We start from the raw sequence: 24,862 nt of genomic DNA on the forward strand, positions 1-24,862 counted from the left end.
TCCTCCAGGTTGAGAGTCATTGCAAGGGTAGCACTGCTTCGTGATTGAACTCAATATGCCGTGCAATGTGTCGCAGTACGTCAGCACCGCGTCTGGCATGGTGTCTTGACAGCCCCTGACGGAGAGTGAGTCTGGACGGCTCAGGAGCAAGGGCTGCCTTCAGCTGTCAGGAGTTGCTGGCTGTAAGTCATGCATAGTCTGGAAGGTCTTATTTCACTCCAGGAGTGTCCCCCATGCATTTGCGCCTCCATCGCTTGTTCTTCTCCGTCACCTCCTCCCTGGCCGTGGTGTCCACGCTGTGCGCCGGAATGACTGCTTCGGCGGATCCGCTGACGGGCGTGTACCGGGGCGAGGTGTATTCGCAGCCGAACGCGGTGAACGCGTACTCCACCTGGCTGGGCTTCGACGTGAAGATGGGGCAGGGGCATCAGGCGAAGGACTCGTGGGGCAACATCGAGAACCCGGGCTGGCAACTGGGCGCGTGGCGCACCTGGGTGAAGGCGAAGCCAGGGCGGCGCTTCAACTATTCGGTGGCGATGTTCCCCAGCGGGCAGGGCACGCTCGCAGCGTGCGCGTCTGGTGCGTATGACCAGCACTTCAAGAACCTGGCGACCAACCTGGTGGCCTACGAACTCCAGGGCACCATCATCCGGCTGGGCTGGGAGTTCAGCGGCAATTGGATGCCCTGGTACTCCGGCAATGGCCAGCAGGCGAACTTCGCCGCGTGCTTCCGCCGCATCGTGACAGCCATGGGCACGCAGCAGCCGAACGCGGGCTTCGAGTTCGACTGGAACCCGAACTACGACATCTCCGCCGCGGACCTGAGCGCCACGTATCCGGGCGACGCGTAAGTCGACTACATCGGCCTGGACATGTACGACCAGGGCTGGAACGGCGCCTATCCGATTCCGGCGGGCTGCTCGGGTTCATGCGCGCTCACGCGGTGGCAGTCGGTGTGGAACGCGCAGTTCGGTCCGGCGCTGACGAAGTTCAAGAACTTCGCCCAATCCCACAACAAGCGACTGTCCGTGCCGGAGTGGGGCGTCAACGACGCGGCCACGAGCGGTGGCGGGGATGACACGTACTACGTGCAGCAGATGCTGGCGTTCATCTTCGACCCTGCGAACAACGTGGGCTACCACTCGTACTTCGACATCCAGGCGCCGGACGGTCACCACCAGCTGTCCAGCGCGGACAACAACGGCGGCAACACCTTCGTCACCGGCTTCCCCAACGCCGCGGCGGCCTTCAAGGGCTTCTACGCGAACCAGGACCCGCAGCCCGCGCAGCTCTCCACCACGAAGGCCACGGTGAGCCCGGCGACGGTGACGCGCGGCCAGTCCTTCAACGTGACGGGCACCGTGACGTCCTCCGCCGCGCGCACGCTGGTGGTGAAGTATGAGATCCGCAACGCGACCGGCTCCGCGCTGGCGACGTCCACGTCGTACACGAACCAGGCGTTCACGGCGGGGCAGACGCGCGGGTACACGTCCGCGTTCACCCTTCCCACGTCGCTGAGCGCGGGCACCTACCGGGTGGACACGCTCGTCTACACGGCGGACTGGTCGCGGACGCTGCTGTACCGCAACGACACGACGTTCACCGCGAACTGATGGGGGGACGGCGCCTTGCAGGCGATGCCAGCTCCAAGGCCCGCTCCATCGTCTCCGCCCACTCCAGCAGGCATGAGGGGTCGACCACGAAGGTCACTTCAACGCGGGTCTTCACGCTGGAGTAGTACAGCGTGAAGGCCGGCTTGTATGGGCCGCAGTGCATGCCTTCGCGCATCCCGACCTCCATCGTGCAGGTGGCCTCGTGTCCCTCCGGTTCCAGGTCCACTCCGAAGTCCTCCTGGGTGACCTGCCAGTGGCGCAGGTGGTCCAGCAGGTCCTCCATGCGGTCCCGCAGCACGACCACCTGCGGGAGTCGGAACGCATAGTCCTCGACCACCTTCCCGGCGGGGGACCTGTCACGGCTGAAGTAGGTCCCCGTCGTGCGCAGCTCGAGGAGCAGGCACGGCTCGTCGTTGATGCGAACCGGGCGCAGGATGGCGCCCTCCAGGGTGTCGTAGCCAGCGTTCGAGGGAAGGCGGAAGTTCATGCTCAAGCCTGCGCCCTGACGGGCCTCACTGCGCTGAACTGACGGGCGTCACCAGCAGCCGGACCGCCTCCACGACGGAGCGGCGCCGCCGGCGGAGCTCCGCGGGCGTGGGCGGCGTGGCCGTGGCGCAGTACGACAGCGGGAAGGCCCACGTCTTGGACAGCGCCAGCACCAGTGCCAGCAGTTCGTCCGCCGCGAAGTGCTTCGATACCAGCCCCTCCTTCTGGGCCTTCGCGATGGCGGCCGCCTTGTGCTGGTTGCTGCGCGCGACAGGCTCCGGGATGTCCACGGAGGGGCCGTGCTCCAGCTCGTACCAGGTGGCAGCGATGGCCTCGCCGCCGCTGCACCTGGTGCTGGGCAGTGACGCGTTCGAGCTGTCACAGCAGAAGCTGGACGCGCTCAAGGCGGAGGACCAGAAGTGGAAGGACCTCTCCGTGTCCACCGACTTCCCGGAGGCCCGCGCTCCGGCCCCGCGCCTCTGACGGCTACCAGAGGTTGCGGCCGTCCACGAACTTCACGCGCACCGCGTCCAGGTTGAAGTCGTTGAACAGGCGCGCGTTGAGGCCCACCTTGAACCTGCCGGGCACGGGCGCGTTGTCCTCCCACGCGGGCATGTCCGTCCACGTGCCGCAGCCGCACTGCTGGCAGTGGTGGTGCGCCACGGGCTCGTTGCGCGCGTAGGTGGCCACCTGGTCGCGGCTCATGAACGTCACCTGCTCGGGCTCGTAGTAGGCCCAGAGCACGCCGCGCTTGGAGCAGAACGTGCAGTTGCAGCGGGTGACGTCCCTGGGCGGCGCGCTCACCTCGAACCGCGTCGCACCGCAGTGACAGCTTCCCTTCAAGGTCCCGGCTTCGCTCATTCCGCCATCATCCAGAGCGCGACATTTCCTGGAAGCGCGGTGCGCGCACGGTGTTCGTGCGTCGACGCTCGCACCGTGAGCACGGGTGCCTTCCGCATGCCTTGACAGGTCTGGGGGCAGTCGTGAGGATGCAAATCATTATCAACTTGGAACCAAGAGACGAGGTCGCGCGGTGGACGCGATGTTGAGCCTCGCCGCGCTGTGCTTCTGCGTGTCGGCGGTGTCGTGGATGGGCGTGGGTGGCCGTGCGCGGTGGAGCGCGGCCGTGCCGGGGCTCGCGTCGCTGGGGTGCTGCGTGGGTGATTTCGGGTGGGTGGCGGGGCTGCTGGTGCTGCTGGTGCTGGCGATGACGGCGGCCTCGGCGCTGGTGCTGGTGCTCTCGTCCCGGCCTTCGCGTGCGCGCACGTTCGCGTGGGTGAGTGGCGTGGCGGGACTGGTGCCGGTGGCGCTGATGGGCGTGGGCCGATGAGCGCGGGTCGCGGTGACAAGGCTGCGAACCACTCCGTCGCGCAGACGCTGGCGACGGTGCTGGGTGCTCCGCTCGCGGCGTTCGCGGTGGGCGCGGCGGTGATGGCGTTCCTGCCGGTGTCGGGGCCGTGGGCCTTCGCGCTGGGCTTCCACGTGGTGCTGCCGGTGTGGGTGGGGCTCGCGTGCGCGTTGCCGCTGGCTCGGAATGGCCGGGTGGCGTGGGGCGTGTGTCTGGCGGTGGTGGTGCCGGTGGCCGTCGCGCTGGTCGTGCGGGGGCCGCGATGAAGCTGTCGCCCCGGACGTTCCGCATCCAGTTCGACCTGCATGCGTGGGCGGGTGTCGTCGCCAGCCTGTTCCTGTTCGTCATCTTCTTCTGTGGCGTCTTCGCGATGTTCCGCGAGGAACTGGAGGTGTGGCAGGAGCCCGCGCTCCATGTCGCGCCGCCCTCGGGGTCGCCGCCGTCGTTCGACCTGATGCTCGATCGGGTGCGGGAGCAGGGGCGGCTGCCGCGCGGCGCTCACGTGGGAATGCTCACGCACGAAGAGACGCGGTTCATCACTGCGTACCTCTTCGAGCCCACGGGGATGCGCGTGCTGTGGCTGGACCCGCTCACCGGCACCGCGCTGCCGGAGCGCAGCCGGCTGGCGAGCGAGCTGTACTGGATGCACTTCTTCTACCGGGTGCCCTGGGGGATGGAGTTCACGGGCCTGGTGTCGGTGGCGCTGCTGGTGGCGCTGGTCAGCGGCCTGTGGATCCACCTGAGGGACCTGCGCGCGCAGTGGTGGCGCTTCCGGCCCACGGTGAAGCCGCGCTTCTCCGCGTCGGACGCGCACAAGGTGCTGGGCGTCTTCGGGCTGCCGTTCACCGCGATGCTGGCGTGGACGGGGGCGGTGCTGTGCCTGGCGGGGCTGGCGGCGCAGGGCTTCGGGAGCACGGTGTACCGGGGGCAGGCGGACCGGGTGACGAAGCTGCGCGGCTACAGCACTCCCGTGCGAGAGGCGGCGGGAAAGGACGCGCCCATGCTGTCGCTGGACACGGTGGTGGACCGGGCGCGCGCGTCGGTGCCGGGCGCGGAGGGCACGCCCCGCTACGTGGAGCTTCACGGCTACGGCGATGCGCGTGGCTGGGCGGGTGTGTACTTCCAGTTGTCCCCGCTGGGGCCGGACCACTTCGCGCACGTGGACAGCGTGAGCGGAGAGACGTTCGGGTCGAGCATGGAGTCCCGCACGCCGAACTTCACCTTCGAGCGGCTGCTCTTCGACCTGCACGCGGGCCGGTTCGCGGAGGCGCTGATGAAGCCGCTCTACGCGCTGCTCTCGCTGGCGATGTGCGCGGTGCTCGTCACCGGCAATCTCATCTGGCTGGAGCGCCGAGACCCGCTGCGCACGCGCAGGGGCAACCGCGTGCTGGAGCGGCTGACGGTGGGGGTGTCCGCGGGGCTCGCGTTCGGCACGGCGGTGTACTGCGTCGCGAACCGGGTGTTGCCGTGGGCGATGGCGCGGCGGGCGGACTGGGAGTTCGGCCTGTTCCTGGGCGCGTGGGCGCTCGCGGTCGTCATCGCGCTCGTGCCGCGAGGGTCGTCACGCCGGGTGGGCAGTGTGCTGTCCGCAGCGGCCGCGGTGCTGTTCGGCGCGGTGGTGGTGGGCGACGTGCTGACGCAGGACGTGAACCTGTTCACGGCGCTGTCGCGCGGCCTTCCCCCGGTGTTCGTGGCGGAGGCGTTCCTGGCCGCGATGGCACTGGGCTGCGGCGGGCTCGCGTGGGGCCTGCGCAGGCGGAAGACGGCGGTGCCCGTGTCCGGTGGTGCCGCGACCGAAGGGCCCCTCGTCAAGGCGTGAGGCCCGAGCGGCCGTGAAGCGCGGCGGGCGCGAGAGGGACTTCCCCGCAGCGCGGTTGTGAAGCCTGAATGCACGATGCGTGCCAGGCTCCAAGTGCCCATGCGGTCCACCTCGCATCCGAGGCGGTCCTCCTGGGCGCGGTCTTCCAAAACCTGTCCGACAGTCGGACAGGTTCTCGCTGTCCGGGCGGAAGGGCCCCGGGCCACGGACTCTCAAAAACCTGTCGGACAGTCGGACAGGTTCCCGCTGCCCGGGCGGAACGGAGTCCCCCCGTGCCATGGAGTTCCAAACCTGTCGGACAGTCGGACAGGTTCCCGCTGCCCGGGCGGAGCAGTGGCTCCTCCGTGGCACGGACTCTCAAAACTTGTCCGACAGCTGGACAGGTTCTCGCTGTCCGGCGGAACGGAGCTCCCGAGCCACGGGCTTCCAAACTTGTCGGACAGTCGGACAGGTTCCTGAGGCTTGGGCGGAGCGGTGGCTCCTCCGTGGCCTGGACTCTCAAAACCTGTCCGACAGTCGGACAGGTTCTCGCTGGCCGGCGGAAGGGAGTCCCCCGGGCCACGGAGTTCCAAACCTGTCGGACAGTCGGACAGGTTCGTGCTGCTCGGACCGCGGAGCGGTTCCCTGCGCCACGGACTTCCAAACCTGTCGGACAGTCGGACAGGTTTCTGCTGCCCGGGCGGAGCGGAGCTCCCTCGCCACGGACTCTCAGAACTTGTCCGACAGCCGGACAGGTTTTTTCGGTGCGCCGCCGACGGGGCGTCCCGGCGGGGTTCTCACCTTCTCACCCATGGGGACAACCTTCGTGTCCGCGGGCCTGGTGCTCGGGGGGAAGTCCCTTCAACGCGTGACCGTGGCGCTTCCACGCGTCTCGAGGCGCGGCAGCCGGGAACGACATGAGGCCCTCGCTGGCGGAGACGTGCCAGACAAGGGCCCCGTGGATGCAGTCGCGGGTGAGGGCTTTCAGGCCCTCGTGACGGCTACCAGGTGTAGCCGACCGTGGCGGACGTGCGGCGGCGCTCGCCGTAGAAGCAGGCCGTCGCGGAGCTGCACGAGGACACGTAGGTCTTGTCCGCCACGTTGGAGGCGTTGATGGCGGCGCGCCACGGGCCGCGCTCGTAGTGCACGCTCGCGTCCACCAGCGTGAAGCCCGGGACCTCCAGCGTGTTCTCGCGGTCCGCGTAGGAGCTGCCCACGCCGCGCACGCCCGCCGCCGCGCCGAAGCCGCGCAGCGCTCCGTCCTGGAACGTGTAGTCCAGCCACAGCGACGCCAGCACCTCCGGCACACCCACCGGGCGCTTGCCCAACTCCAGCTCCGCCCCTTCCGTGATCTCCAGCGAGTACAGCGACGCGGAGCCAATCAGGCTCAGCCCGCGCAGCAGCGTGGCGTTGGCCTCCACCTCGAAGCCGCGCGAACGGACCTCGCCAATCTGCAGCTGGTTGAAGGCGCCATCCGTCGTCACGAAGTTCTGACGCTTCAGCTCGAACACTGACAGGCCCACCAGCACCGGGAACACATCCGGCTGGTACTTCACGCCCGCTTCAAGCTGCTGGCCCTTCTCCGGCTCGAACAGCGAGCCGTCCGACTTCGTCCCTGCCACCGGGTTGAATGACCTGGAGAAGCTGACGTACGGCGCGACGCCGACGTCGAAGCGGTAGAGCAGACCCGCGCGGCCGCTGAACGCGCTCTCGCTGCCGTCGTAGCTGGACGTGGGCGCGAGCTCGTTGTCCACGTCCAGGCCCACCCAGTCATGACGCCCGCTCAGCACCAGGCTCAGCCGGTCGCCAATGCGCAGCTGGTCCTGGAGGTAGACGCCCAGCTGGTTCTGCGTGGACTGGTTCAGCGTGTAGCGCGTCTCCGTGGGCGTGTAGTCGCCGCGCACGGGGTTGAGCAGGTCCAGCGGCGCGCCCGCTTCGTAGCCCTGCTCGTCGTTCAGCACGTAGTTCTTGAAGTCCACGCCCGCGAGCACCAGGTGGCGCACGGGGCCGGTGCTGAAGCGCACGTCACCCTGCGTGTCCACCGTGAAGAGGTTCGCGGTCGGCCGGGTGACGAAGTTGCCGCGCGACAGCTGCGCGTCCGCCGGCTCACCCACGTAGCCCACGCCGTAGAGCGTCTGGAAGTCCAGGTCCAGGTGCGCGTAGCGCAGGTTCTGCCGCAGCGTGAAGGTGTCGTTGAAGCGGTGGGAGAACTCGTAGCCCGCCCAGGACTGGTTGCGCTGGAAGTGGTCCAGGCTCTTGTCGCTGGTGAAGAGGTTGGTGGGGATGCGGCCATGGGGCGCGTCCACCACGGTGCCCACGTACGGCAGGAAGTTCTGCCCCTGCGTGCGATCCGCCATGAAGCTGCCGTGCAGCGTCAGCGCCGTGTTCTCCGTCGGCGCCCAGGTGAGGGCCGGCGCGATGAAGAGCCGGTTGTTGTCCGTCTCCTCCACCTGCGTGCCGCCGCCGCGCGCCAGCGCCGTCACCCGGTAGCGCCAGTGGTTGCCCGAGTCGATGGCGCCGCCGAAGTCCACGGCCGCGTAGCCGTTGGCGAACTCGTTGACGCTCAGCTCCACGTGCCGGATGTGCCCTTCCACCGGCGGACGCTTGCCCACCATGTTGAGCAGGCCGCCCGGAGACGTGCCGCCGTACAGCACGGAGGAGGGGCCGCGCAGGGTCTCCACGCGCTCCAGGCCGAAGGTCTCCAGGCGCCAGGTGGCGAAGCTGCTGGAGTAGAGCTGGAGCCCGTCCAGGAAGTAGCCGCCCTCCTGGGACGCGAAGCCGCGAATCAGGAACCAGTCGTTGCGCGGATCCGCGCCGAACGTGTCCGAGCGCACGCCCGGCGTGTAGCGCGTGGCCTCCGTCACGGACTGCACCTGCTGCGCGTCCATCTGCGCCCGGCCCACCACCGACACCGACTGCGGCGTGTCTCCAATCGCGGTGTCCGTCTTCGTGCTGCTGCCGCTGCGGCGCGCGGTGTAGCCCAGCACCGGGCCGTTGGCGCGCTCGCTCTCCACCACCACCGTCTTCAGGTAGAGGTCGCCTTCCCCCAGGTCTTCACCCGCGATGGGAGACTGCTCGGGCTCCGGAGCCCCGGGCTCCTGGGGCGCGACCGGCTCCTGCGCCAGGGCAGGGGAGGCGAGGAGGGAGAGGGAGGCGTCAAGCAACGCCCCCGGGACGAGGTGGCGCGGACGGCTGCGGAACGGAGTGGGCAGGTTGAGAATGATTTGCGAAATCAGGGGGATGCCCTGCCGCGTAACACGCGCCCCCTGAGGCGGCAAGCCGGGAGTCGCCCACGCCCTCCCGGCCCTCGCCGCGCCACACCGGATGTCTGCCTTCAAAGCCCCGGGTATGTGTTTACCCGGAGCTGTCTTTCCCTGCCATCCGGGGGGCCGGGTTTCAGGCTCGCTCGACGCGAAGCTTCGCGGGCAGGCCGTTGAGGCTGGCCTCCTCCTCCGTGCCGGTGAGGCCCTGGGGGCCCACGTGGATTTCGGAGGCGAGCGTCTCGCGAGCAATCTCGTCGCGGGCCGCGTCGACCACGCGCTTCACGCGGTCATCGCCGTCCACCCACAGGCGGATGCGGTCGGTGTAGCCCAGGTTCATGTCCTTGCGGGATCCCTGCACGCGCGCCAGCAGCTCGCGCACCAGGCCTTCGTCCACCAGGGCTTCCGTGAGCTGCGTGTGCATCACGACCACGCCCACGCCTCCGCCCGCGGCGGCGTAGCCCGGCTGCGCCTCCACCAGCGTCTCCAGCTCCTCGGCGGGGAAGACCATGTCCTCGCCGCCCACGTTCAGGGCGACCTTGCCCGTCTGGAGCAGCTCCTGGTGCAGCGCGCGGCCATCACCCGAGTCGAACGCCTTGCGCACCGGCGCGAGCTTGGGGCCCAGCCGGCTGCCCATGGCGCGCAGGTTGGGCCGCACGCGGTAGCGCACCACGTCCGCCTCCGGGCTGCCCGGCTCCACCAGCTTCACGGTGTGCACGTTCAGCTCGTCGCTGATGAGCGCCTGGTACACCGCCACGCGCTCCGTCAGCTCACGGCGCGACAGGATGACGTCCGCGCGCGACAGCGGCTGGCGCACCTTGAGCCGGTTGTCCGTGCGGACCTTGAGGCCCAGCGACACCAGCTCGCGCACGGCGCCCATCTCCGCGGCCAGCCCCTCGTCGATGAGGCTCGCGTCCACGTCCGGGAAGCTCGCCAGGTGCACGCTCTCCGGCTGCGACGCTCCCCACGGCTTGCCCACCAGGTTGCCCCACATGTCATCCGCGAAGAACGGGATGAAGGGCGCGGACATGGCGGTGATGGTCGTCAAGGCTTCGTAGAGCGTGAAGTACGCGTCCTGCTTGTCCTGTTCGAAGCCCGGCGCCCAGAAGCGCTCACGGCTGCGGCGCAGGTACCAGTTGGACAGCGCGTCCACCAGCGCGACCATCCGCTGGGCCGCGTCGTAGACCTGGTACGTGTCCAGCGCCTTCGCCACGTCGCGCAGGGTGAGCTGCACCTCGGAGAGGATCCACCGGTCCAGCACCGGCCGGGCCTTCACCTCGCGCCAGCCCTGGCTCTTGCGGATGGCCAGCCACGGCGCCTCCGTGCTGGACGCGGTGCCCTTCGCCGGGTTGAACCCGTCGATGTTCGCGTAGATGGTGAAGAACGAGTAGACGTTGCGCAGCTTGACCTGGAAGTCCTTCTGCAACAGCCGCACGTTCGCCAGCGAGTGGCGCGTGTTGGACCAGGTGGGGCTGGCCGCGTAGAAGAACCACCGGAACGCGTCCGCGCCCGGCGCCTTGGTGGCGGGGTCCTTGAGCACCACGCGCTCGGTGGCCGCCAGCCGGGGCACCTCCACCGGCATCACGTCCACGCCGCGCGCGGAGGGCTTCACGTCCAGCTGCTGAAGCTCCTGCGGCGCCAGCAGCACCACGCGGCGCTTGAGCTTCTTGTGCACCTTCACGGTGACGCTGACGGGCGCGTCCGGCTGGTCCGGGCGGAAGAGCAGCACCTTCGCGCCCTCCTGCGTGTCCAGGCCCTCCAGGTCCTCGCGCGCGATGAGCGCCACGCCGGGCTCCGCCGGGACGCCGGCCTCCGTGGCGGTGAGCACCGCGAAGTCCATGCGCACCTCGTCCAGGATGATCTCCGGCGGGGTGTAGTTGCCCTTGGACTTGGACTCCTTCTTGCCCTCCTTGTCGGAGACGTGGCCCAGCACGATGCAGCTCTTGTACGGCATGGGCCACTCACGCTTGGGCGTCAGGCCCATGCGCTTCTGCGTCTCCTCGTCGAAGAGGAGCGTGCTCACCATCAGCAGCGAATAGAACCAGCCGCGCGTCTGGTCGATGGCCTCCGAGATGAAGTCCGCCGGGAACGCGCGGTTGAACGTCTCCTTGCTGCCTTCCGCGTGCGGGAAGCCCCACTGCGCGAAGGGCATGCAGCCGGAGTCGAACCACACGTCCACCACTTCCGGGACGCGCTGGAACTTCCCACCGGAGCCGGCCTTCTCGTACGTCACCTTGTCGATCCACGGCTTGTGGACCAGCAGGTGCTCCGCGTTGGACTCGTGCGGCTTGCCGGCGAGGAACGCCTTCAGCTCCGCCTCCACGGCGGCCACGTTGTTGCCCGGCTTCTGGCGCAGCTCCGCGATGGAGGCCACGGCCTCCGTCTCACCCGTCTCCGAGTGGATCCACAGCGGCAGCGGCGTGCCCCAGTAGCGCTCGCGCGACAGGGCCCAGTCCACGTTGTTGGCCAGGAAGTCGCCGAAGCGGCCGTCCTTGATGTTCTCCGGGACCCAGTTGACCTGCTGGTTGTTCGCCTTGGCCTGCTCGATGACGGAGGTGGTGCGGATGTACCAGGCGGGGCGGGCGTACTGGATGAGCGGGTCTTCGTCCGCGCGCCAGCAGAAGGGGTACTCGTGGCGGTACTGCTCCGTGTGGATGAGCAGCCCGCGCTCCTTCAGGTTGCGCTGCAGGTCCTTGTCCGCGTCCTTCACGAAGCGGCCGGCGACGAGCGGCACCTCCTCCGAGAACGTGCCGTCCGGCTTCACCGCGCAGCGCATGCCCAGCGCGTCCGGGTCCTGGAAGCGCGTGGCGTCCTTGCGGTAGGCCTTGTAGTCGTCCTCGCCGAAGGCGGGCGCCGTGTGGACGATGCCCGTGCCGCTGTCCAGCGTGACGAAGTCCGCCGGAATCACGCGCCAGCCCACCGTGTCCGAGCCGCCGTCCTTCAGGGGCAGCGTGGCGTCCGCCTCCTTCGCGAAGTACGTGTCGAAGGGCGGCGTGTAGCGCTTGCCCACCAGGTCGCTGCCCTTCTGCGTGGACAGCACGGGCAGGTCCTTCTTCAGCTTCTTGGCCAGCTCCTCGCGCAGCGCGGCGGCGAGGATGAGCTTGCGGTCGCCCGCGTCCACCGTGACGTAGTCCACGGATGGGTTCACGGCCGCGTACATGTTGGACGGCAGCGTCCAGGGCGTCGTCGTCCAGATGAGCAGCGACGTGTCCGGAGCATCGCGCAGCGGGAAGGCCACGTAGACGCTGGGGTCGTCCACCGTCTTGTAACCCAGGCCCACCTCCGCGGCGGACAGCGCGGTGCCGCCGCGCGGCCACCACCACACCACCTTGTGGCCCTGGTACAGCAGGCCCTTCTTGTAGAGCTCGGAGAGCGCCCACCACACGCTCTGCACGAAGCCGCGGTGATAGGTGACGTAGGCCTCGTTGAGGTCCACCCAGAAGCCGATGCGCTGGGTCAGCCGCTCCCACTCCCCCGTGTAGCGGAACACGGACTCGATGCAGCGCTCCGTGAAGGGCTCCACGCCGTACTTCTCGATCTCCGCCTTGCCGTGGATGCGGAGCTCCTTCTCCACCTCCACCTCCACCGGCAGGCCGTGCGTGTCCCAGCCCGCCTTGCGCGGCACGTAGTGGCCTCGCATGGTCTGGTAGCGCGGGAACAGGTCCTTGATGACGCGCGTGAGGACGTGGCCGTTGTGGGGCAGGCCGTTCGCGGTGGGCGGGCCTTCGTAGAAGACGAAGGAGGGCTTGCCTTCGTTCGCCTTGAGCGATTTCTCGAAGATGCCGCGCTCCTTCCAGAAGGCCAGGATGCGGCGTTCCTCGGCCGGGAAGTCCATCTCCACGGGGACCGCGTTGAACAGGGGCGAAGGCGTTTCAGGCATGGTGGCCTGCTTGATACCACCGGCCCGGCCCTTTGGCAGTGAATCCAGGCCCTTGCGAACCCGCCCGCACGCCGGTGGACAGATTCGCCTAAGCTGAAATTCGTGTAATTCGCGTGCAGGAAGTGGCACCCTGGCTGCTCCCCGGGCAGCCACTGGAGGTCCCCCGCGTGACGCACGTCCCCCCGAAGCCATCCCTCTCTTGTCTGTTGGCGGCGCTGGTGCTGTGCCTGGGCGCAAGCAGCGCGAGCGCGCAGGTGTCCCGGACGCTGAGCACGCCGGGCCCCACGGCGCAGGCGCAGAAGGTCTACAACCTGCTGACGGACCTGGAGAACAACAGCCGCAACGGTGGGACGAAGCAGACCATCATGGGCCAGCACTGCGAGGCCCAGAAGGAAGCCTACGCGGGCGAGTACTGGGTGAAGGTGGGGGACATCTCCGGCCGGCGCCCGGGCTTCGTGGAGTTCGACTTCGGGCCGGGCAACTACCGCAACACCTACGCGGAAGCGTACGTGGACTACGCGGTGGGCTTCGCGCGCGACCGCTTCAGCTACGGGGAGGGCATCGTGGGGTTCAGCTTCCACATGTCCTATCCGGGCGCGCCGGTGAAGAGCTGGCCGAACAACTTCCGGCAGTCATGGATGGATTACAACTGGTTCGGCCGGGTCATCAACTGGCAGGCCAACACGGCGGAGTACCAGGCGCTGCTGAGGGACTTGTCCTTCGCGGCGGACAAGCTCGCGTACCTGCAGCAGCAGGGCGTGCCGGTGCTGTACCGCCCCTTCCACGAGATGAACAAGAAGGGGAGCGCGTCACCGTTCTGGTGGGCGAACCAGGACCCTGCTCAGTACAAGCAGCTCTGGAACATCACGCACGACTACCTGGTGAAGACGCGCGGCTTGAAGAACCTCATCTTCGTCTGGTCGCCGTACGAGTGGGACGGCACCTACGGCGGGGACCCGTGGAACTACTACCCGGGCAACGACCGCGTGGACGTGGTGGGCGTGGACATCTACCACGGCAATCCCTACTTCCCGGCCCAGTTCTATACGGGGCTCGCGGGCTACAACAAACCGCGCATGCTGGCGGAGACGGACAAGCTGCCGGTGCGCTGGGGTGACAGCCGTTACGGCACGGTGTCCGAGTTGGACTCGCGCCCGTGGGCCATCTACTCCGTCTGGGGCGACTCGCTCGTCTACAACCTGGGCACGACCAGCCCCAACGACTGGAACGTGTCCAGCAACTACAAGGCCATCAAGGACACGTATGGGTATTACAGCACGTACTGGCGCGTGCTGACCGGCGGGAGCAACGCGACCTACAACTGGGGCGCGTTGCGCTGAGGGCCGGGGCTCACCAGTTCGTGGGGCGGTAGTCCTTGAAGAAGTTGCCCCAGACGTACTCGCCGGTGTTCACGGCGGTGATGACGGGGTCCACGATGCGCGCGGCCCCGTCCAGGATGTCCAGCGGGGGCTGGAAGTCCAGCTCCTGCACCTTGCGCTCGGCGTGCTGCGCGGGGTCCTCGTCGGTGACCCAGCCGGTGTCCGCGGCGTTCATGAAGATGTTGTCGCGCGCGTAGTCCGACGCGGACGTCAGCGTCATCATGTTCAGCGCGGCCTTGGCCATGTTGGTGTGCGGGTGCTTGTCCGTCTTCGTGCCGCGGGAGAAGCTGCCCTCCATCGCGGACACGTTGACGATGTGGCCCGGCCGCGAGCGGTCCTTCAGCATCAGCGGCTTCAACTTCCCGCACAGGATGAAGGGCGCCACCGCGTTCACCAGGTGCACCTCCAGCATCTCCGCGGTGCGCACCTCCGACAGCTTGAGGCGCCAGGAGTTCGTAGCCCGCAGGTCCACCTGCTGGAGGTCCGCGTCCAGCCTTCCTTGCGGGAAGAGGGCGCCTGTGTCGCCCTCCTGCTCCATGGCGTAGGGCACCAGCGACAGCGCCGCGGAGGAGTGGATGCCCAATGCCGGGTCGCCGCTGCGCCAGGTCGCCACGGGCAGTGACGTGTTGCCCATGTCGCCCGGGCCCAGCGCGGGACGGAGCGCGGCGATGCAGGCCTCATGGCCCGCGAGTAGCGCGCGCAGCTTGGGCGCCAGGGTGCCGGCGTCGCGCAGCTCGCCCTCCAGCAGGTGCTGGTAGAAGCCCGGGGGCCGGCGCACGGTCTGCGCGGCATTGTTGATGAGGATGTCCAGCCGCTCGTGCGTCTGTTCGATGTGGCGCGCGAACAGCTCCACGCTGGGCGCGTGCCGCAGGTCCAGGCCGTGCACCTGGAGCCGGTGGGCCCAGTCCGCGAAGTCCGGCTCGCGTGCGTAGCGGTGCACCGCGTCCTGGGGGAAGCGCGTGGTGGCGATGACGGTGGCGCCCGAGCGCAGCAGCATCAGCGACGCCTGGAAGCCAATCTTCACCCGCGCGCCGGTGATGAGCGCCACCTGGCCGGTGAGGTCCGCGCGCTGCGTGCGCCGGGCGTAGTTCAGGTCCCCGCACGGGATGCACATGGCGTCGTAGAAGAAGTGGAGCTTGCGGTACTCCCCCTTGCACACGTAGCACTTGCGCGGCACCTCCAGCAGGCGCTCCGGGCCCGCTTCCGGCGGCGGCGCGGGCAGCGCGGGCAGGCTGAGCACCGGCGCCTTTCGCATCATGCGGATCTCCGTGCTGGCGCGCACGGCGCGGTCGTTGGCGCGCTGCGCGTCCTTGCGCTCCTTCTTGAGCGCGCTCTGGAGCCGGTTCTTCGAGGCCTTGTCCGGGTGGACGAGCCGGCTGGCGCCGGCCAGCAGGGCGTGGTGGTCCTCGTCTGGGAGGCGGTGCAAGAGCACGCGGTGCCTGGCGAGCGTGTTGAGCAGCGCCGTGGCGCGGCGCACGTCTTCGACGGAGACATCGGGGGGCAGGGCCGTGTCGGCTTCGGGCGACGACGGCGGGAGGTTCTCGACGGCCAGATTCTTCACGCCCTGGTGCTTACCCTCCCGGGCGCGCCAGGGGAAGGTGCGGCTTGAGCGGGCCTGGAGGGCAAGCGGGCAGGGGCCTCCCCTCGGAGGGGGCTCCGAGGGGGAGGCGCCAGGAAGGGGAAGCGCCGCATCGCATGGTCGTCTGACGGGCCCAGGAAGCCCCGCGCCGCGGATGGGTCACGACGCCTTGAAGGTCTGGCTCCAGGTGGGGGCCACCTTCTCGATGAGCGTCACCAGCTCTGGCGGGATGTCTCCGGCGCCGGTGAGGGGGCGGACCTCCATCACGTCGTCGTTGCCCATGCCGCCGGGATAGCGGCGGGCCCACTCGATGGCCTCCTCCTTCGACTTGACCTCCAGCACGTAGAAGCCGCCGATGAGCTCCTTCGTCTCCGCGTAGGGGCCATCCTTCACGCTGGACTTGCCGTCCTTGAAGACGACGTGCGCGCCGGGGGAGGGGCTGAGGCCCTCGGAGGCGATGAGCACGCCGGCCTTGTGCATCTCCTCGTTGAATTTCATCTGCGCGATGAAGACGGCCTCGTCGAAGGGCGCGTCCGAGTGCGTGGGCTCGAGGGTGGAGGGGCGGGGGATGAGCATGAAGCGCATGGGGGCTCCTGGGGTGAGGGTGTGGGGCGTGGCTCCATCCGCACGACGAACGGCCGTGCGGTGGATCGACACGGATAGCTCACGCGCCGGTGCGCTTGAAGCACAACCCCGGGCTCAGCTCGACCGGGCCATCTCCACGGCGTCCGCGCCCGCGGGCTGGCGGAGCGGGGATGACGGGTCGTTCACCGCGCGCCAGATGGCCTCCGCCACGTCGAGCGACCGGGTGACCGGCCCCGACTGCTGCTCCGTCCTTCTGTCGAAGATGCTCCGCACGAAGCCGGAGTACGCCTCGGGGACGGAGACGCCCTGGTCCTGAATCCGGGCCTGGGCGTTCTGGGCGAAGGGCGTCTCCGGGGACCGCCCCGGAATCACCAGGCTCACCCGCACATTGAAGGGCTGGAGCTCCAGCGCGAGCGACTCGGTGAACGCGTTGAGCGCCGCCTTGCTCGCGCTGTACACGGCCAGCAGCGGGAGCGGCTTCAGCGTCGTGCCCGATGAGACGTTCACGATGACCCCCGACTTCTGCTGTCTGAACCCGGGCAGGAACGCCTGGGTCACGGCCATCGCACCGAACGTGTTCGTTTCGAAGGTGCCGCGGATCGTCTCCATCGACGTGCCTTCGAAGACGCTCATCAGGCCGACGCCCGCGTTGTTGACCAGCACGTCGATGGGGCCGGCGGCCTCCACCAGTTCGCGGATGCTCCGCGGGTCGGTGATGTCGAGCGGGAGCACGCGCAGGTGCTCCGAGCGGGGTAGCACGTCCTCGCGCGGCTTGCGCATCGTGGCGATGACCTTCCAACCACGCTCGAGGAAGTAGCGGGCGGTGTCGAGTCCGAAGCCAGACGAGCAGCCGGTGATCAAAAGGGTCTTCATGGCGGTTCCTGTCAGTGCGGGGTCCGGTGACAGGTATAGGGAGCGCAATCCGGACCTGCTACAACAGGGAGTCCATATTTCATTCGCAGGAGTCCGGTCATGGTCGATCCCCTCGCGGAAGTGGTTTCGCTGCTCCAGCCGGGCGCCCCGTTCTCCAAGCTCGTCAGCGGCGCGGGCCGGTGGCGGGTGCGGCGCGCGGAGAATGGGAGGCCCTTCTACTGCGCGGTCCTCATGGGGCGGAGCCGCCTCGCGGTGGACGGACGCGAGCCGGTCATCCTCGAGAAGGGGGACTTCGTCCTGATTCCCGCGGCGTTCGACTTCACGACGTCGAGCATCGAGCCACCGAAGGGAAAGCACGAGACGCCTCGCATCGTGTTGCCCGATGGTGAAATCAGGAACGGCGTCCACCACGGCCCGCCCGATGTCCGGATGATGGTGGGGTACTGCGCCTTCGCCTCTCCGGACGCCAGCCTGCTCGTTTCGCTCCTTCCCCAGTTCGTGCACGTTCGCGGTGAGCAGAGGCTCACCGCCCTCGTGGAGCTCTTGAGGGACGAGTCGCGCGAACGGCGGCCCGCGCGCGAGGTCATCCTCGCCCGTCTCATGGAGGTGCTGCTCATCGAAGCGCTCCGCTCCACGGCGGGCATCGCGGCGTCGCCCGGCCTGTTGCGCGGGCTCTCCGACGAGCGCCTGTCCGTCGCGATCCGCCGGATGCACGAGCGCCCGACCCAGGCGTGGACCGTGGTGCAGCTGGCGAAGGAGGCCGCGCTGTCCCGTTCGGCGTTCTTCGAGCGCTTCAACCGCGCGATGGGCATGGCCCCGATGGAGTACCTGCTCGGCTGGCGCATGGCCCTGGCGAAGGACCTGCTGCGGCGCAAGCAGGAGGTCACCGTCGCCGAGGTCGCGGAGCAGGTCGGCTACAGCTCCGCGAGCACCTTCAGCGTGGCCTTCACCCGCCACGTCGGACTGCCGCCCACGCATTACGCGCGGGAGCAGCGCCAGGCACCGGACGCCGAGGGTGGGGACCCGTCACGGCGGGCCACCGGGCAGCCGGGCCCCGGGCGGTCCACCCGGAGGGGCGGCGGACACACCCCCGCGAGTCGGACCCCGGTGGTAGAGCTGTCCCGCCATGGATGATCCCACCGACAGGGACCCGGAACGCCGCCGGGAGCCTCGCAAACCGAAGCCGCCCCGGAAGGTGTCGCAGCGCTACCTGGAGAACGCGGCGCTGCACTACCTCAAGAGGTACGCGGCCACGGTGAGCCAGCTCAAGCGCGTGATGATGCGCCGGGTGGACCGCTCCGTGAAGTTCCACGGCACCGACCGCGCGGAGGCCGTGGGCTGGGTGGACGCGCTGGCGGAGAAGCTCATCCGCAACGGCCTCATCAATGACCGGACCTACGCGGAGACGCGAGTGCACTCGCTGCGTGCGTCCGGCCGCAGCGCGCGCGTCATCACCCAGAAGCTGCGCATGAAGGGCGTGGCGCCGGAGCTGGTGCAGGAGAAGCTGGCGGAGGCCACCCAGGACGTGCCCGAGGACGCCGCCGCCCGCATCTGGGCGCGCAAGAAGCGGCTGGGCCCCTACCGGCGCGACCTGAGCACGCGCGAGGAGAACCGCAAGAAGGACCTGGCGGCGCTCGCCCGCGCGGGCTTCTCCTTCGCCATCGCGAAGCGCATCATCGACGGGACGGCGGACGACCTGCCGTCCCGCGACTGATGGCCCTGGGGCTCAGTACATCTTCAGGTCGTACTTCGCGGTGGGCGTGTAGTCGGACCCCGACGGCCGGTTGCGCGCGTCGGTGATCTTCACCGCGTAGACGCCATTCGCCACGACGTTCGCCGTCGCGCGGTAGACGAAGCAGGACGGGGTGATCTGCGAGCAGACGGTGCTCGACGTGCTGCCCACGAGCGCGCCCAGCGTGCGGGTGGCGTAGTTGTACGCGTAGATGTCGATGCGCATCCACGGGCCGTTGCGCAGGTTGTAGGTCTCCACCGTCATCACCTGGTTGATCGGCGTGGCCACCAGCACCCAGTCCACGTCGTTCTGGCGGTGGAAGGAGTGGTTGAGCTGCGGCGTGCCCAGGTACGAGGACGCGGTGGTGTGCGTGTTGTCGCTCTCGTACGAATCCGGAGGCGCCAGCAGGCAGTTGGCGGGCGGGCTGAAGCCGTCATTGACGCAGACGTTGCCCACGCAGTTGCAGCCGGAGGCGCAGTCCGAACCCGCGTTGCAGGCGCGCACGGGCGCCTGGTCACAGTGGCCCTCGGGCGGCGGCGGCCCGAACCCGTCCGGTACGCAGAATCCGCCCTGGCAGGCACAAGCCTCCCGGCATCCCAGGCTGTTCGTACAGGCCCGGGTCGCCAGCGCCGCCTCCTGCGTCTCCAGCGTCTCCAGCGCCGCGGGCTCGGGCGCCAGCGGCTGCTCCTCCACGGGGCCGCAGGCCACGATGAACAGCGCCAGCGCCGCCGCACTCCAATGAAGCATCTTCACGGGGGTCTCCTCGGGTGGGAATCCCGGAGAGGGACGCGGGAGTGCGCCTCCTGGAGGGGAATTCCTATTTCACCCATAGTGAACTCTGCCTTCTGGGGGTTGGCCTGACAATCCTTGCCAAGTGCAACAATTTGGGATTCTTGAGACCTCGGAAAGTGCGTTGAACAGGCGCGTTTCCAAGCAGTGCGGAGCGTCTGGGAATGCGATGACATTGCTACTTTCCGGCGCGACCATTCTTCTCTCGTCCCAAAAAAAACCGCGGCCCGGCGTCCCTCCCGCGTGGTGGAAGGACACCGGGCCGCATGGGCCTGCTGTCTGGCTTTGACTACTCCTGGAGGTGTGTGACGGTCAGCGCCGGGTCTCCGGCGATCTCCGCCTCCGTGTAGCGCCGGTCCACCCACTGCTTCTGGGAGAACATCGCCGTCTGGTCCGCGAACCAGGGCGAGGCCGGGTTGGTGGACTGGGAGTAGGTGAGCACGGACTTCGCCACGGGCCCTGCGTCCGTGAAGGACACGGCCATGACGAAGCTGGAGCCCAGGACGGGCTCATACGTGCCGTCCGGCAGGAGCTGGTTGGCGATCTGGTTGAAGCAGCCCTCGTCGTGGGCGCAGCCGTGCACCGGGTAGAAGATGCCGTTCTTGCGCTTGCCCTGCACGGAGCCCGTCGTCGCATCCAGCGGGATGTTGCGCTCGCGCAGCGTGCGGATGGCGGTGCCCAGCGCCTGGGCCACCTGCGGGTTCAGCGTGTTGAGCGTGCGCGGCGTGTTGACGGGGTCGTTCGCGTTGAAGGGCACCAGGTACGGCCCGCCGGTGGCACCCACCGCGGTGAAGAGGAACACGCGCCAGAGCAGCTCGCCCCGGCTGTCCAGGTCGCCCTTCAGGTCCCACGCGGCCAGCACGGGGCAGGCGGGGCGCAGGTCCTCGAAGGTGAGGTCCGGCATCAGCACGAAGGGCGTGCGGCGGCACAGCGACACCGCGGCGTCGCGCAGCAGCTCGCCGGAGTAGTTGCGGTTGTTGAACATCACCGTCTGGAGTTGCTCCAGCGTGAAGCCCTGGCCCTCCAGGCCGTCCGTGCCCGCGATGCGGCCCTGCACCATCTTCAGGCCCAGGCGGGTGCGCAGGCTGCGCACGTTCTTCTCACCGCCCAGGATGCGCGGGAAGCCGGTGAGCGGCTGGGCGGGGTTGGGCAGCCAGTAGCTGTCGTTGGAGTTGGTGACGTAGTCGGCGCGGGTGAGGCGCGGCAGGCTGCCCGGGCCGAAGATGCCCGGCTCCACCGCGTCCGCGTCGCTGCCGAGCGCGCAGTCGGAGCGCGAGCCGTCCAGTACCGGCAGCCCCGCGCTCGCGAGCACCAGCAGCGGGATGGGGGACAGCACGCAGCGCAAAAGCTTCGCGTCGGTGACGTGCGGCACCACGCTCATGTCCGCGTAGTACGCGCGGCCCTGCGCGTCCGTTGCGATGGTGTTCACCCACGGGATGCCCTGCCAGGTGGCCTGCGCCGTGCGCAGCTCGTCCACGTTGGTCGCGCGGTCCATGGCGAAGAACGCGTCCAGCAGGCGCAGGTTGGAGGCGTTGGCGTCATGGAACGCGTAGCCGGTGAGGCCGTTCCACGTCATCAGGCCGGATGGGTACTCCATCATCGGGCCCAGGTGCGAACGGTAGAAGGTGTGCTGACGCGGCGTGAGCGAGCCGTCCGCCGTCTTCGCCTGCACCGTGACGGTGCGGGTGGTCATGTCGCGAATCTGGCCGTCGTACAGGTACTTCGTGGGGAAGCCCGGGATGAGCTTCAGCTCGAAGGGGGTGAAGCGGTACGCGGTGGAGACGGTGTGGCTCCAGGCCAGCGTCTCGTTGTGGCCGATGAGGATGGCGGGCACGCCCAGCAGGCTCACGCCGGAGACGTTGAGCTTGCCCGGCACCGTGAGGTGGGCCTCGTAGAAGCGCTCCGAGCCTTCCCAGGGGAAGTGCGGATTGGCCAGCAGCATGCCCTTGCCGTTGCGCGTGGCCTGGCTGCCCAGGCCGAAGGCGTTGCTGCCCAGGCCCAGCGTCTCCGAGCTGGGGAAGACCTTGCGGTCCAGCGTGGCGGGCACGGGCAGCGGCAGGGGCAGCGTGCCGTCCGGCAGGAGGGACGGGGGCTTCGCGTCCACCAGCGCGTCCAGGAAGAAGAGCGAGCTGGCGAAGAGGCTGAGCTGGTAGTAGCGCCGGTACAGGTCGCGCTCGGTGATGGGGCGCACCCAGGCCGCGCCCTTGCAGCGCGGATCCGTCAGCCCGTCCACGCCGGTCTCCGTCAGATAGCGGTTGATGCCCGCCGTGTAGCCGCGCACCAGCTCGCGCACGTCCTGGGACGGGCCCAGGGGCGGCGGCTTCGCCAGCAGCGCCTCCACCGTGCCGTCGTCGTTGATGGCCTGGTAGAAGAAGTCGCTCTTCAGGTTGTTGTATTGGCTGCCCAGCGCGGCCAGGTACGTGCCGTCCGGCCCGAAGTAGCGCGAGCGCTCGGCGTTCACCGTCACCAGCGCGTCCATCAGCGCGCAGAAGTTGTCCTGCGCGAACGCGTAGCCGTAGCCGTAGCCCACACCCGCGAAGTCGTCCGCCAGCACGTGGGGAATGCCGTGCGCCGTCCTGCGCACGGTGGCGGAGAGGCTGCCCGCCCCCAACTTCACCGACGCGGTGGGGCCTTCCGGCGCCGGAGGCGTCGCGGTGCGCGGCTCACACCCGGTGGCCAGCAGCAACGCCGTCAGCGGCAGCAGCCGGGCGCCGCCGGTCCTTCCGTTACGTCCATCCATTCGAGGGATTCCTTTCACGGCGAGGAGAAATTCCCTCCTAATTGTAGAAACGCATCATTCCTGGATCGCGCCGGGACACGAGGCGAGCGGAATTCCGTGTTTACGTGTATGGCTCGCGGCCTGGGAGCCCGGGGTGCCGGACATGGCGCGCGGGCCCGGTGTTTCACGAAAGGAAACCAGCACATGAAACGGATGTTCGCGGGCGCGCTCGTCGTCGCGGCGTTGGGGACCCTGGGGTGTGGTGGGGCGAAGGCCTCCGGGCCGGGCGCGGAGGCCGTGGCGGCGCGGCAGTCGCTGGAGGACCAGCGCGCGGGGTTGCGCGCGGCGGACCAGGCCATGTCGGACGCGGCGGAGAAGTCCGGTTCGGCGCAGGCGTTCGCGGACTTCGTCGCGGACGACGCGGTGTTGCTGGTGGATGGCACGTACGCGCCGAAGGGTAGGGAGGCCATCCGTGCGTGGCTGGCCGCGCATCCGCTGGAGGCGGAGGGCAAGGTGCGCTGGGCGCCCGTGCGCTGGGACGTCAGCGCGGACGGGACGCTGGGGTACTCGGTGGGCAACGTGTCCGTGGAGTCGGGAGGCACGTCGGTGCGGCCGACCGCGCGCTACATCACCGCGTGGAAGCGTCAGCCGGACGGGCAGTGGCGCGTGGCGGTGGCGGTGCTCAACGCCACCAAGACGCCGATGACGGCGCCCGCGGGCTTCACGCCTTCGTCCACGCTGCCGGCGCCGGAGCCGCGCGCGCTTCCGCCCGCGAAGGTGCTGGAGGAGGCGAAGGCCGCGGACAGCGCGTTCTCCGCCATGTCCGTCACCGAGGGCATGGGCAAGGCCTTCGCCGCCTGGGCCGCACAGGACGCGGTGATGCCGCTCGGATCCGCTGGCATCTTCGGCCATGACGCCATCGCGAAGGCGTACGCGCCGTTCACGCTGGAGGCCATCGACCTGCGCTGGGAGCCGGTGCTGGGAGACGCGGCGGGCTCTGGCGACCTCGCGTACACGGTGGGCCGTGCCATCTCCACGGGCAAGAACGAGCAGGGCCAGCCGGAGGTGGACCACGTGAAGTACCTCACCGTCTGGCGCCGGCAGGCCGATGGACAGTGGCGCTACGTCACCGACGGCGGCAATGCCAGCCCCGGCCCTCAGGGGCCGTGACACATCGCCCTGGTTGGCCCCTTGGCGTGAATGTTTCAGCAATATTCTGTCAAGAGCTGAAATAGCCGTTTAGTCTTGTATTCCTGACTGACGCGCCGCAAGAAGGGAGCTCCCTGTGCTGAGGAGTTCCCCTTCATGCGTACCCCTCGTTCCGTGCGTCGGCTGTCGCTGTCGTTCGTTCCGCTGCTCGCGCTCGCGGCCTGTGGCCCGGCCGAGCCCGTCACTCCTGAAGCTCCGGCCCTGACTGCTCAGGAGGCCGCGCTCACGGAGTTGCTCACCAACGGCACCTTTAGCTCCGGCTCGGTGGCGCCGTGGTGGAACAACGCCAGCACGCAGTCGTATGTGGAGAGCGGCCTGTGGCGTGTGGACGTGGCGGCGAACACCGCCAACCCGTGGGATGCCATTGTCGGGCAGAGCGGCGTGACGCTCGTGGCGGGCAGGACGTACACGCTGGCCTTCACGGCCCGGGCCACCGCGACCATCACCGCGCAGGCCACGGTGCAGCAGGAGACGGCGCCCTTCACGTCGACGCTTACGCGGTCCTTCACGCTGGACGGCACGTCGCGGCGCTTCTCGTTCCCGTTCACGTCCTCGCTGTCCACGAGCCAGGGGCAGGTGACGTTCCAGCTGGGTGGCCGCGCCAACGCCGTCACCGTGCGGCTGGATGACATCTCGCTCACCACGGAGAGCGGCTCCGGCTCCGGCCCGGTGGCGATGACGAGCGGCTTCTACGTGGACCCCAACTCCAACCCCGCGGTGTGGGTGCGCAACAACAGCGGTGACGGCCGCGCGTCGCGCATCAACGCGTCCATCGCCTCGAAGCCGATGGCGCGCTGGTTCGGCAACTGGAACAGCAACATCGCCCAGGATGTGTCCAACTTCGTGGCGGCGGCGGACGCGGCGGACAAGCTGCCCGTGCTGGTGGCCTACAACATCCCCGGCCGCGACTGCGGCAGCCACTCCGGCGGCGGAGCGGGCAGCGCGGACGCGTACCGCGCCTGGATTTCCGCCTTCGCGACGGCCATCGGCAGCCGGCCGGCGGTGGTCATCGTGGAGCCGGACGGCGTCGCACAGCTCGACTGCCTGCCCAACGACACGGAGCGCGCCACGCGGCTGAGCCTCATTCGCTACGCCTCCGAGCAGCTGCGCGACCGCGCGCCCAACACCTGGACGTACCTGGACGGCGGCAACGCGAGCTGGATCGCCGCCGACACCATGGCGCAGCGGCTGGAGTCCGCGGGCGTGCGCAACGTGCGCGGCTTCTCCCTCAACGTCTCCAACTTCTACCCCACCGTGCAGTCCACCACGTACGGCAACGCGGTGAACGCCGCGCTGAACAGCCGCTACGGCTACACGCGGCAGTACATCATCGACACCAGCCGCAACGGCAACGGCTCCAACGGCGAGTGGTGCAACCCCGGTGGCCGCAAGCTGGGCGTGACGTCCCAGACGGGCGGCGGCGCGGAGCTGCTCCTGTGGGTGAAGACGCCGGGCGACTCGGATGGCCAGTGCGGCATCGCCCCGGGCACGCCCGCCGGGCAGTTCAGCCCGGACCTGGCGAACCGCCTCATCGACGGCACCTGAGCCCCACGAGCCTCGCCTCCGTCCCGTCACGCTGGGGGGGCGAGCCGCTGGAGTCCTCCGGACGTGG

The 24,862-nt window shown here is 69.0% G+C and carries 21 protein-coding genes; 11 read left to right on the forward strand and 10 right to left on the reverse strand.

Annotation, left to right across the window (positions count from 1 at the left end):
• Positions 1–233 precede the first annotated feature (233 nt).
• Both D7X30_RS42625 and D7X30_RS42630 read left to right on the forward strand, forming a co-directional pair.
• The gene (locus D7X30_RS42625) at positions 234–851 is read left to right on the forward strand and encodes a hypothetical protein (RefSeq protein ID WP_233591382.1); all 618 of its coding nucleotides are present in this window, start codon (positions 234–236) and stop codon (positions 849–851) included.
• Between the two features lie 21 nt (positions 852–872).
• Positions 873–1,613, forward strand: coding sequence for a hypothetical protein (locus D7X30_RS42630; RefSeq protein ID WP_233591383.1), 741 nt, complete (start codon positions 873–875; stop codon positions 1,611–1,613).
• Here D7X30_RS42630 and D7X30_RS05030 read toward each other — a convergent pair.
• Complete coding sequence (locus D7X30_RS05030) at positions 1,600–2,100, reverse strand: hypothetical protein (protein WP_120561637.1); 501 nt, start codon at positions 2,098–2,100, stop codon at positions 1,600–1,602. The genes D7X30_RS42630 and D7X30_RS05030 overlap by 14 nt on opposite strands.
• Before the next feature lie 25 nt (positions 2,101–2,125).
• Complete coding sequence (locus tag D7X30_RS05035) at positions 2,126–2,389, reverse strand: hypothetical protein (protein WP_233591384.1); 264 nt, start codon at positions 2,387–2,389, stop codon at positions 2,126–2,128.
• Between the two features lie 37 nt (positions 2,390–2,426).
• Between D7X30_RS05035 and D7X30_RS05040 the strand changes: the two genes are divergently transcribed.
• Positions 2,427–2,582, forward strand: coding sequence for a hypothetical protein (locus tag D7X30_RS05040; RefSeq protein ID WP_199724178.1), 156 nt, complete (start codon positions 2,427–2,429; stop codon positions 2,580–2,582).
• Positions 2,583–2,585: 3 nt separating this feature from the next.
• On the opposite strand, the gene D7X30_RS05045 is transcribed toward D7X30_RS05040, so the two are convergent.
• The gene (locus D7X30_RS05045) at positions 2,586–2,960 is read right to left on the reverse strand and encodes a GFA family protein (RefSeq protein WP_120561638.1); all 375 of its coding nucleotides are present in this window, start codon (positions 2,958–2,960) and stop codon (positions 2,586–2,588) included.
• 181 nt (positions 2,961–3,141) lie between these two features.
• Here D7X30_RS05045 and D7X30_RS05050 point away from each other — a divergent pair, with 181 nt between their 5' ends.
• From D7X30_RS05050 to D7X30_RS05060, 3 genes are read left to right on the forward strand one after another with little or no spacing between them, the layout of a single operon-like run.
• The gene (locus tag D7X30_RS05050) at positions 3,142–3,429 is read left to right on the forward strand and encodes a hypothetical protein (protein WP_120561639.1); all 288 of its coding nucleotides are present in this window, start codon (positions 3,142–3,144) and stop codon (positions 3,427–3,429) included.
• Entirely contained in the window at positions 3,426–3,713 is a 288-nt protein-coding gene (locus D7X30_RS05055; protein WP_120561640.1) for a hypothetical protein, read from the forward strand. The genes D7X30_RS05050 and D7X30_RS05055 overlap by 4 nt, the downstream gene beginning before the upstream one ends.
• Complete coding sequence (locus tag D7X30_RS05060) at positions 3,710–5,266, forward strand: PepSY domain-containing protein (RefSeq protein WP_120561641.1); 1,557 nt, start codon at positions 3,710–3,712, stop codon at positions 5,264–5,266. The genes D7X30_RS05055 and D7X30_RS05060 overlap by 4 nt, the downstream gene beginning before the upstream one ends.
• A gap of 980 nt (positions 5,267–6,246) precedes the next feature.
• Here the strand turns inward: D7X30_RS05060 and D7X30_RS05065 are convergent.
• A complete protein-coding gene (locus tag D7X30_RS05065; RefSeq protein ID WP_233591385.1) occupies positions 6,247–8,409 on the reverse strand; it encodes a TonB-dependent siderophore receptor in 2,163 nt (720 codons plus the stop codon).
• A 232-nt stretch (positions 8,410–8,641) separates the two neighbouring features.
• Positions 8,642–12,385 carry an isoleucine--tRNA ligase gene (gene ileS / locus D7X30_RS05070; protein WP_120561642.1) on the reverse strand — a complete coding sequence of 1,248 codons (3,744 nt, stop codon included), beginning with the start codon at positions 12,383–12,385 and terminating at the stop codon, positions 8,642–8,644.
• Between the two features lie 167 nt (positions 12,386–12,552).
• Here ileS and D7X30_RS05075 point away from each other — a divergent pair, with 167 nt between their 5' ends.
• Complete coding sequence (locus D7X30_RS05075) at positions 12,553–13,725, forward strand: glycoside hydrolase family 26 protein (protein ID WP_120561762.1); 1,173 nt, start codon at positions 12,553–12,555, stop codon at positions 13,723–13,725.
• 10 nt (positions 13,726–13,735) lie between these two features.
• On the opposite strand, the gene D7X30_RS05080 is transcribed toward D7X30_RS05075, so the two are convergent.
• The 3 genes from D7X30_RS05080 to D7X30_RS05090 all read right to left on the reverse strand — a co-directional run bounded on the left by D7X30_RS05080 (position 13,736) and on the right by D7X30_RS05090 (position 16,801).
• Positions 13,736–15,325, reverse strand: coding sequence for an SDR family NAD(P)-dependent oxidoreductase (locus D7X30_RS05080; RefSeq protein ID WP_120561643.1), 1,590 nt, complete (start codon positions 15,323–15,325; stop codon positions 13,736–13,738).
• A gap of 177 nt (positions 15,326–15,502) precedes the next feature.
• A complete protein-coding gene (locus D7X30_RS05085) occupies positions 15,503–15,928 on the reverse strand; it encodes a YciI family protein (RefSeq protein ID WP_120561644.1) in 426 nt (141 codons plus the stop codon).
• Positions 15,929–16,042: 114 nt separating this feature from the next.
• Positions 16,043–16,801 carry an SDR family oxidoreductase gene (locus D7X30_RS05090; protein WP_120561645.1) on the reverse strand — a complete coding sequence of 253 codons (759 nt, stop codon included), beginning with the start codon at positions 16,799–16,801 and terminating at the stop codon, positions 16,043–16,045.
• A gap of 99 nt (positions 16,802–16,900) precedes the next feature.
• On the opposite strand from D7X30_RS05090, the gene D7X30_RS05095 reads away from it, so the two are divergent.
• Together D7X30_RS05095 and D7X30_RS05100 are read left to right on the forward strand one after the other, a co-directional pair.
• On the forward strand, positions 16,901–17,935 hold the full coding sequence (locus tag D7X30_RS05095) for an AraC family transcriptional regulator (protein ID WP_120561646.1): 1,035 nt from the start codon (positions 16,901–16,903) through the stop codon (positions 17,933–17,935).
• Entirely contained in the window at positions 17,928–18,515 is a 588-nt protein-coding gene (locus D7X30_RS05100) for a regulatory protein RecX (protein ID WP_120561647.1), read from the forward strand. The genes D7X30_RS05095 and D7X30_RS05100 overlap by 8 nt, the downstream gene beginning before the upstream one ends.
• Before the next feature lie 12 nt (positions 18,516–18,527).
• Here D7X30_RS05100 and D7X30_RS05105 read toward each other — a convergent pair whose 3' ends face one another.
• Together D7X30_RS05105 and D7X30_RS05110 are read right to left on the reverse strand one after the other, a co-directional pair.
• On the reverse strand, positions 18,528–19,286 hold the full coding sequence (locus D7X30_RS05105; protein WP_120561648.1) for a hypothetical protein: 759 nt from the start codon (positions 19,284–19,286) through the stop codon (positions 18,528–18,530).
• Positions 19,287–19,611: 325 nt separating this feature from the next.
• Positions 19,612–22,062: an acylase gene (locus D7X30_RS05110; protein WP_120561649.1), complete on the reverse strand. Its 2,451-nt coding sequence runs from the start codon at positions 22,060–22,062 to the stop codon at positions 19,612–19,614.
• Positions 22,063–22,245: 183 nt separating this feature from the next.
• On the opposite strand from D7X30_RS05110, the gene D7X30_RS05115 reads away from it, so the two are divergent.
• Positions 22,246–23,211, forward strand: coding sequence for a DUF4440 domain-containing protein (locus D7X30_RS05115; RefSeq protein WP_158619207.1), 966 nt, complete (start codon positions 22,246–22,248; stop codon positions 23,209–23,211).
• A gap of 135 nt (positions 23,212–23,346) precedes the next feature.
• A complete protein-coding gene (locus tag D7X30_RS05120; RefSeq protein ID WP_120561651.1) occupies positions 23,347–24,795 on the forward strand; it encodes a glycoside hydrolase family 6 protein in 1,449 nt (482 codons plus the stop codon).
• Positions 24,796–24,862: the final 67 nt, after the last annotated feature.

It is taken from the genome of Corallococcus sp. AB011P, from assembly GCF_003611605.1.
GTDB lineage: Bacteria > Myxococcota > Myxococcia > Myxococcales > Myxococcaceae > Corallococcus > Corallococcus coralloides.

Excerpts from the sequence above, each read along its gene's own strand:
- D7X30_RS42625 (WP_233591382.1), top strand. The coding sequence starts at position 234 with ATGCATTTGCGCCTCCATCGCTTGTTCTTCTCCGTCACCTCCTCCCTG.
- D7X30_RS42630 (WP_233591383.1), top strand. The coding sequence starts at position 873 with ATGTACGACCAGGGCTGGAACGGCGCCTATCCGATTCCGGCGGGCTGC.
- D7X30_RS05030 (WP_120561637.1), bottom strand. The coding sequence starts at position 2,100 with ATGAACTTCCGCCTTCCCTCGAACGCTGGCTACGACACCCTGGAGGGC.
- D7X30_RS05040 (WP_199724178.1), top strand. The coding sequence starts at position 2,427 with ATGGCCTCGCCGCCGCTGCACCTGGTGCTGGGCAGTGACGCGTTCGAG.
- D7X30_RS05045 (WP_120561638.1), bottom strand. The coding sequence starts at position 2,960 with ATGAGCGAAGCCGGGACCTTGAAGGGAAGCTGTCACTGCGGTGCGACG.
- D7X30_RS05050 (WP_120561639.1), top strand. The coding sequence starts at position 3,142 with ATGTTGAGCCTCGCCGCGCTGTGCTTCTGCGTGTCGGCGGTGTCGTGG.
- D7X30_RS05055 (WP_120561640.1), top strand. The coding sequence starts at position 3,426 with ATGAGCGCGGGTCGCGGTGACAAGGCTGCGAACCACTCCGTCGCGCAG.
- D7X30_RS05060 (WP_120561641.1), top strand. The coding sequence starts at position 3,710 with ATGAAGCTGTCGCCCCGGACGTTCCGCATCCAGTTCGACCTGCATGCG.
- ileS (WP_120561642.1), bottom strand. The coding sequence starts at position 12,385 with ATGCCTGAAACGCCTTCGCCCCTGTTCAACGCGGTCCCCGTGGAGATG.
- D7X30_RS05085 (WP_120561644.1), bottom strand. The coding sequence starts at position 15,928 with ATGCGCTTCATGCTCATCCCCCGCCCCTCCACCCTCGAGCCCACGCAC.
- D7X30_RS05090 (WP_120561645.1), bottom strand. The coding sequence starts at position 16,801 with ATGAAGACCCTTTTGATCACCGGCTGCTCGTCTGGCTTCGGACTCGAC.
- D7X30_RS05095 (WP_120561646.1), top strand. The coding sequence starts at position 16,901 with ATGGTCGATCCCCTCGCGGAAGTGGTTTCGCTGCTCCAGCCGGGCGCC.
- D7X30_RS05100 (WP_120561647.1), top strand. The coding sequence starts at position 17,928 with ATGGATGATCCCACCGACAGGGACCCGGAACGCCGCCGGGAGCCTCGC.
- D7X30_RS05110 (WP_120561649.1), bottom strand. The coding sequence starts at position 22,062 with ATGGATGGACGTAACGGAAGGACCGGCGGCGCCCGGCTGCTGCCGCTG.
- D7X30_RS05115 (WP_158619207.1), top strand. The coding sequence starts at position 22,246 with ATGAAACGGATGTTCGCGGGCGCGCTCGTCGTCGCGGCGTTGGGGACC.
- D7X30_RS05120 (WP_120561651.1), top strand. The coding sequence starts at position 23,347 with ATGCGTACCCCTCGTTCCGTGCGTCGGCTGTCGCTGTCGTTCGTTCCG.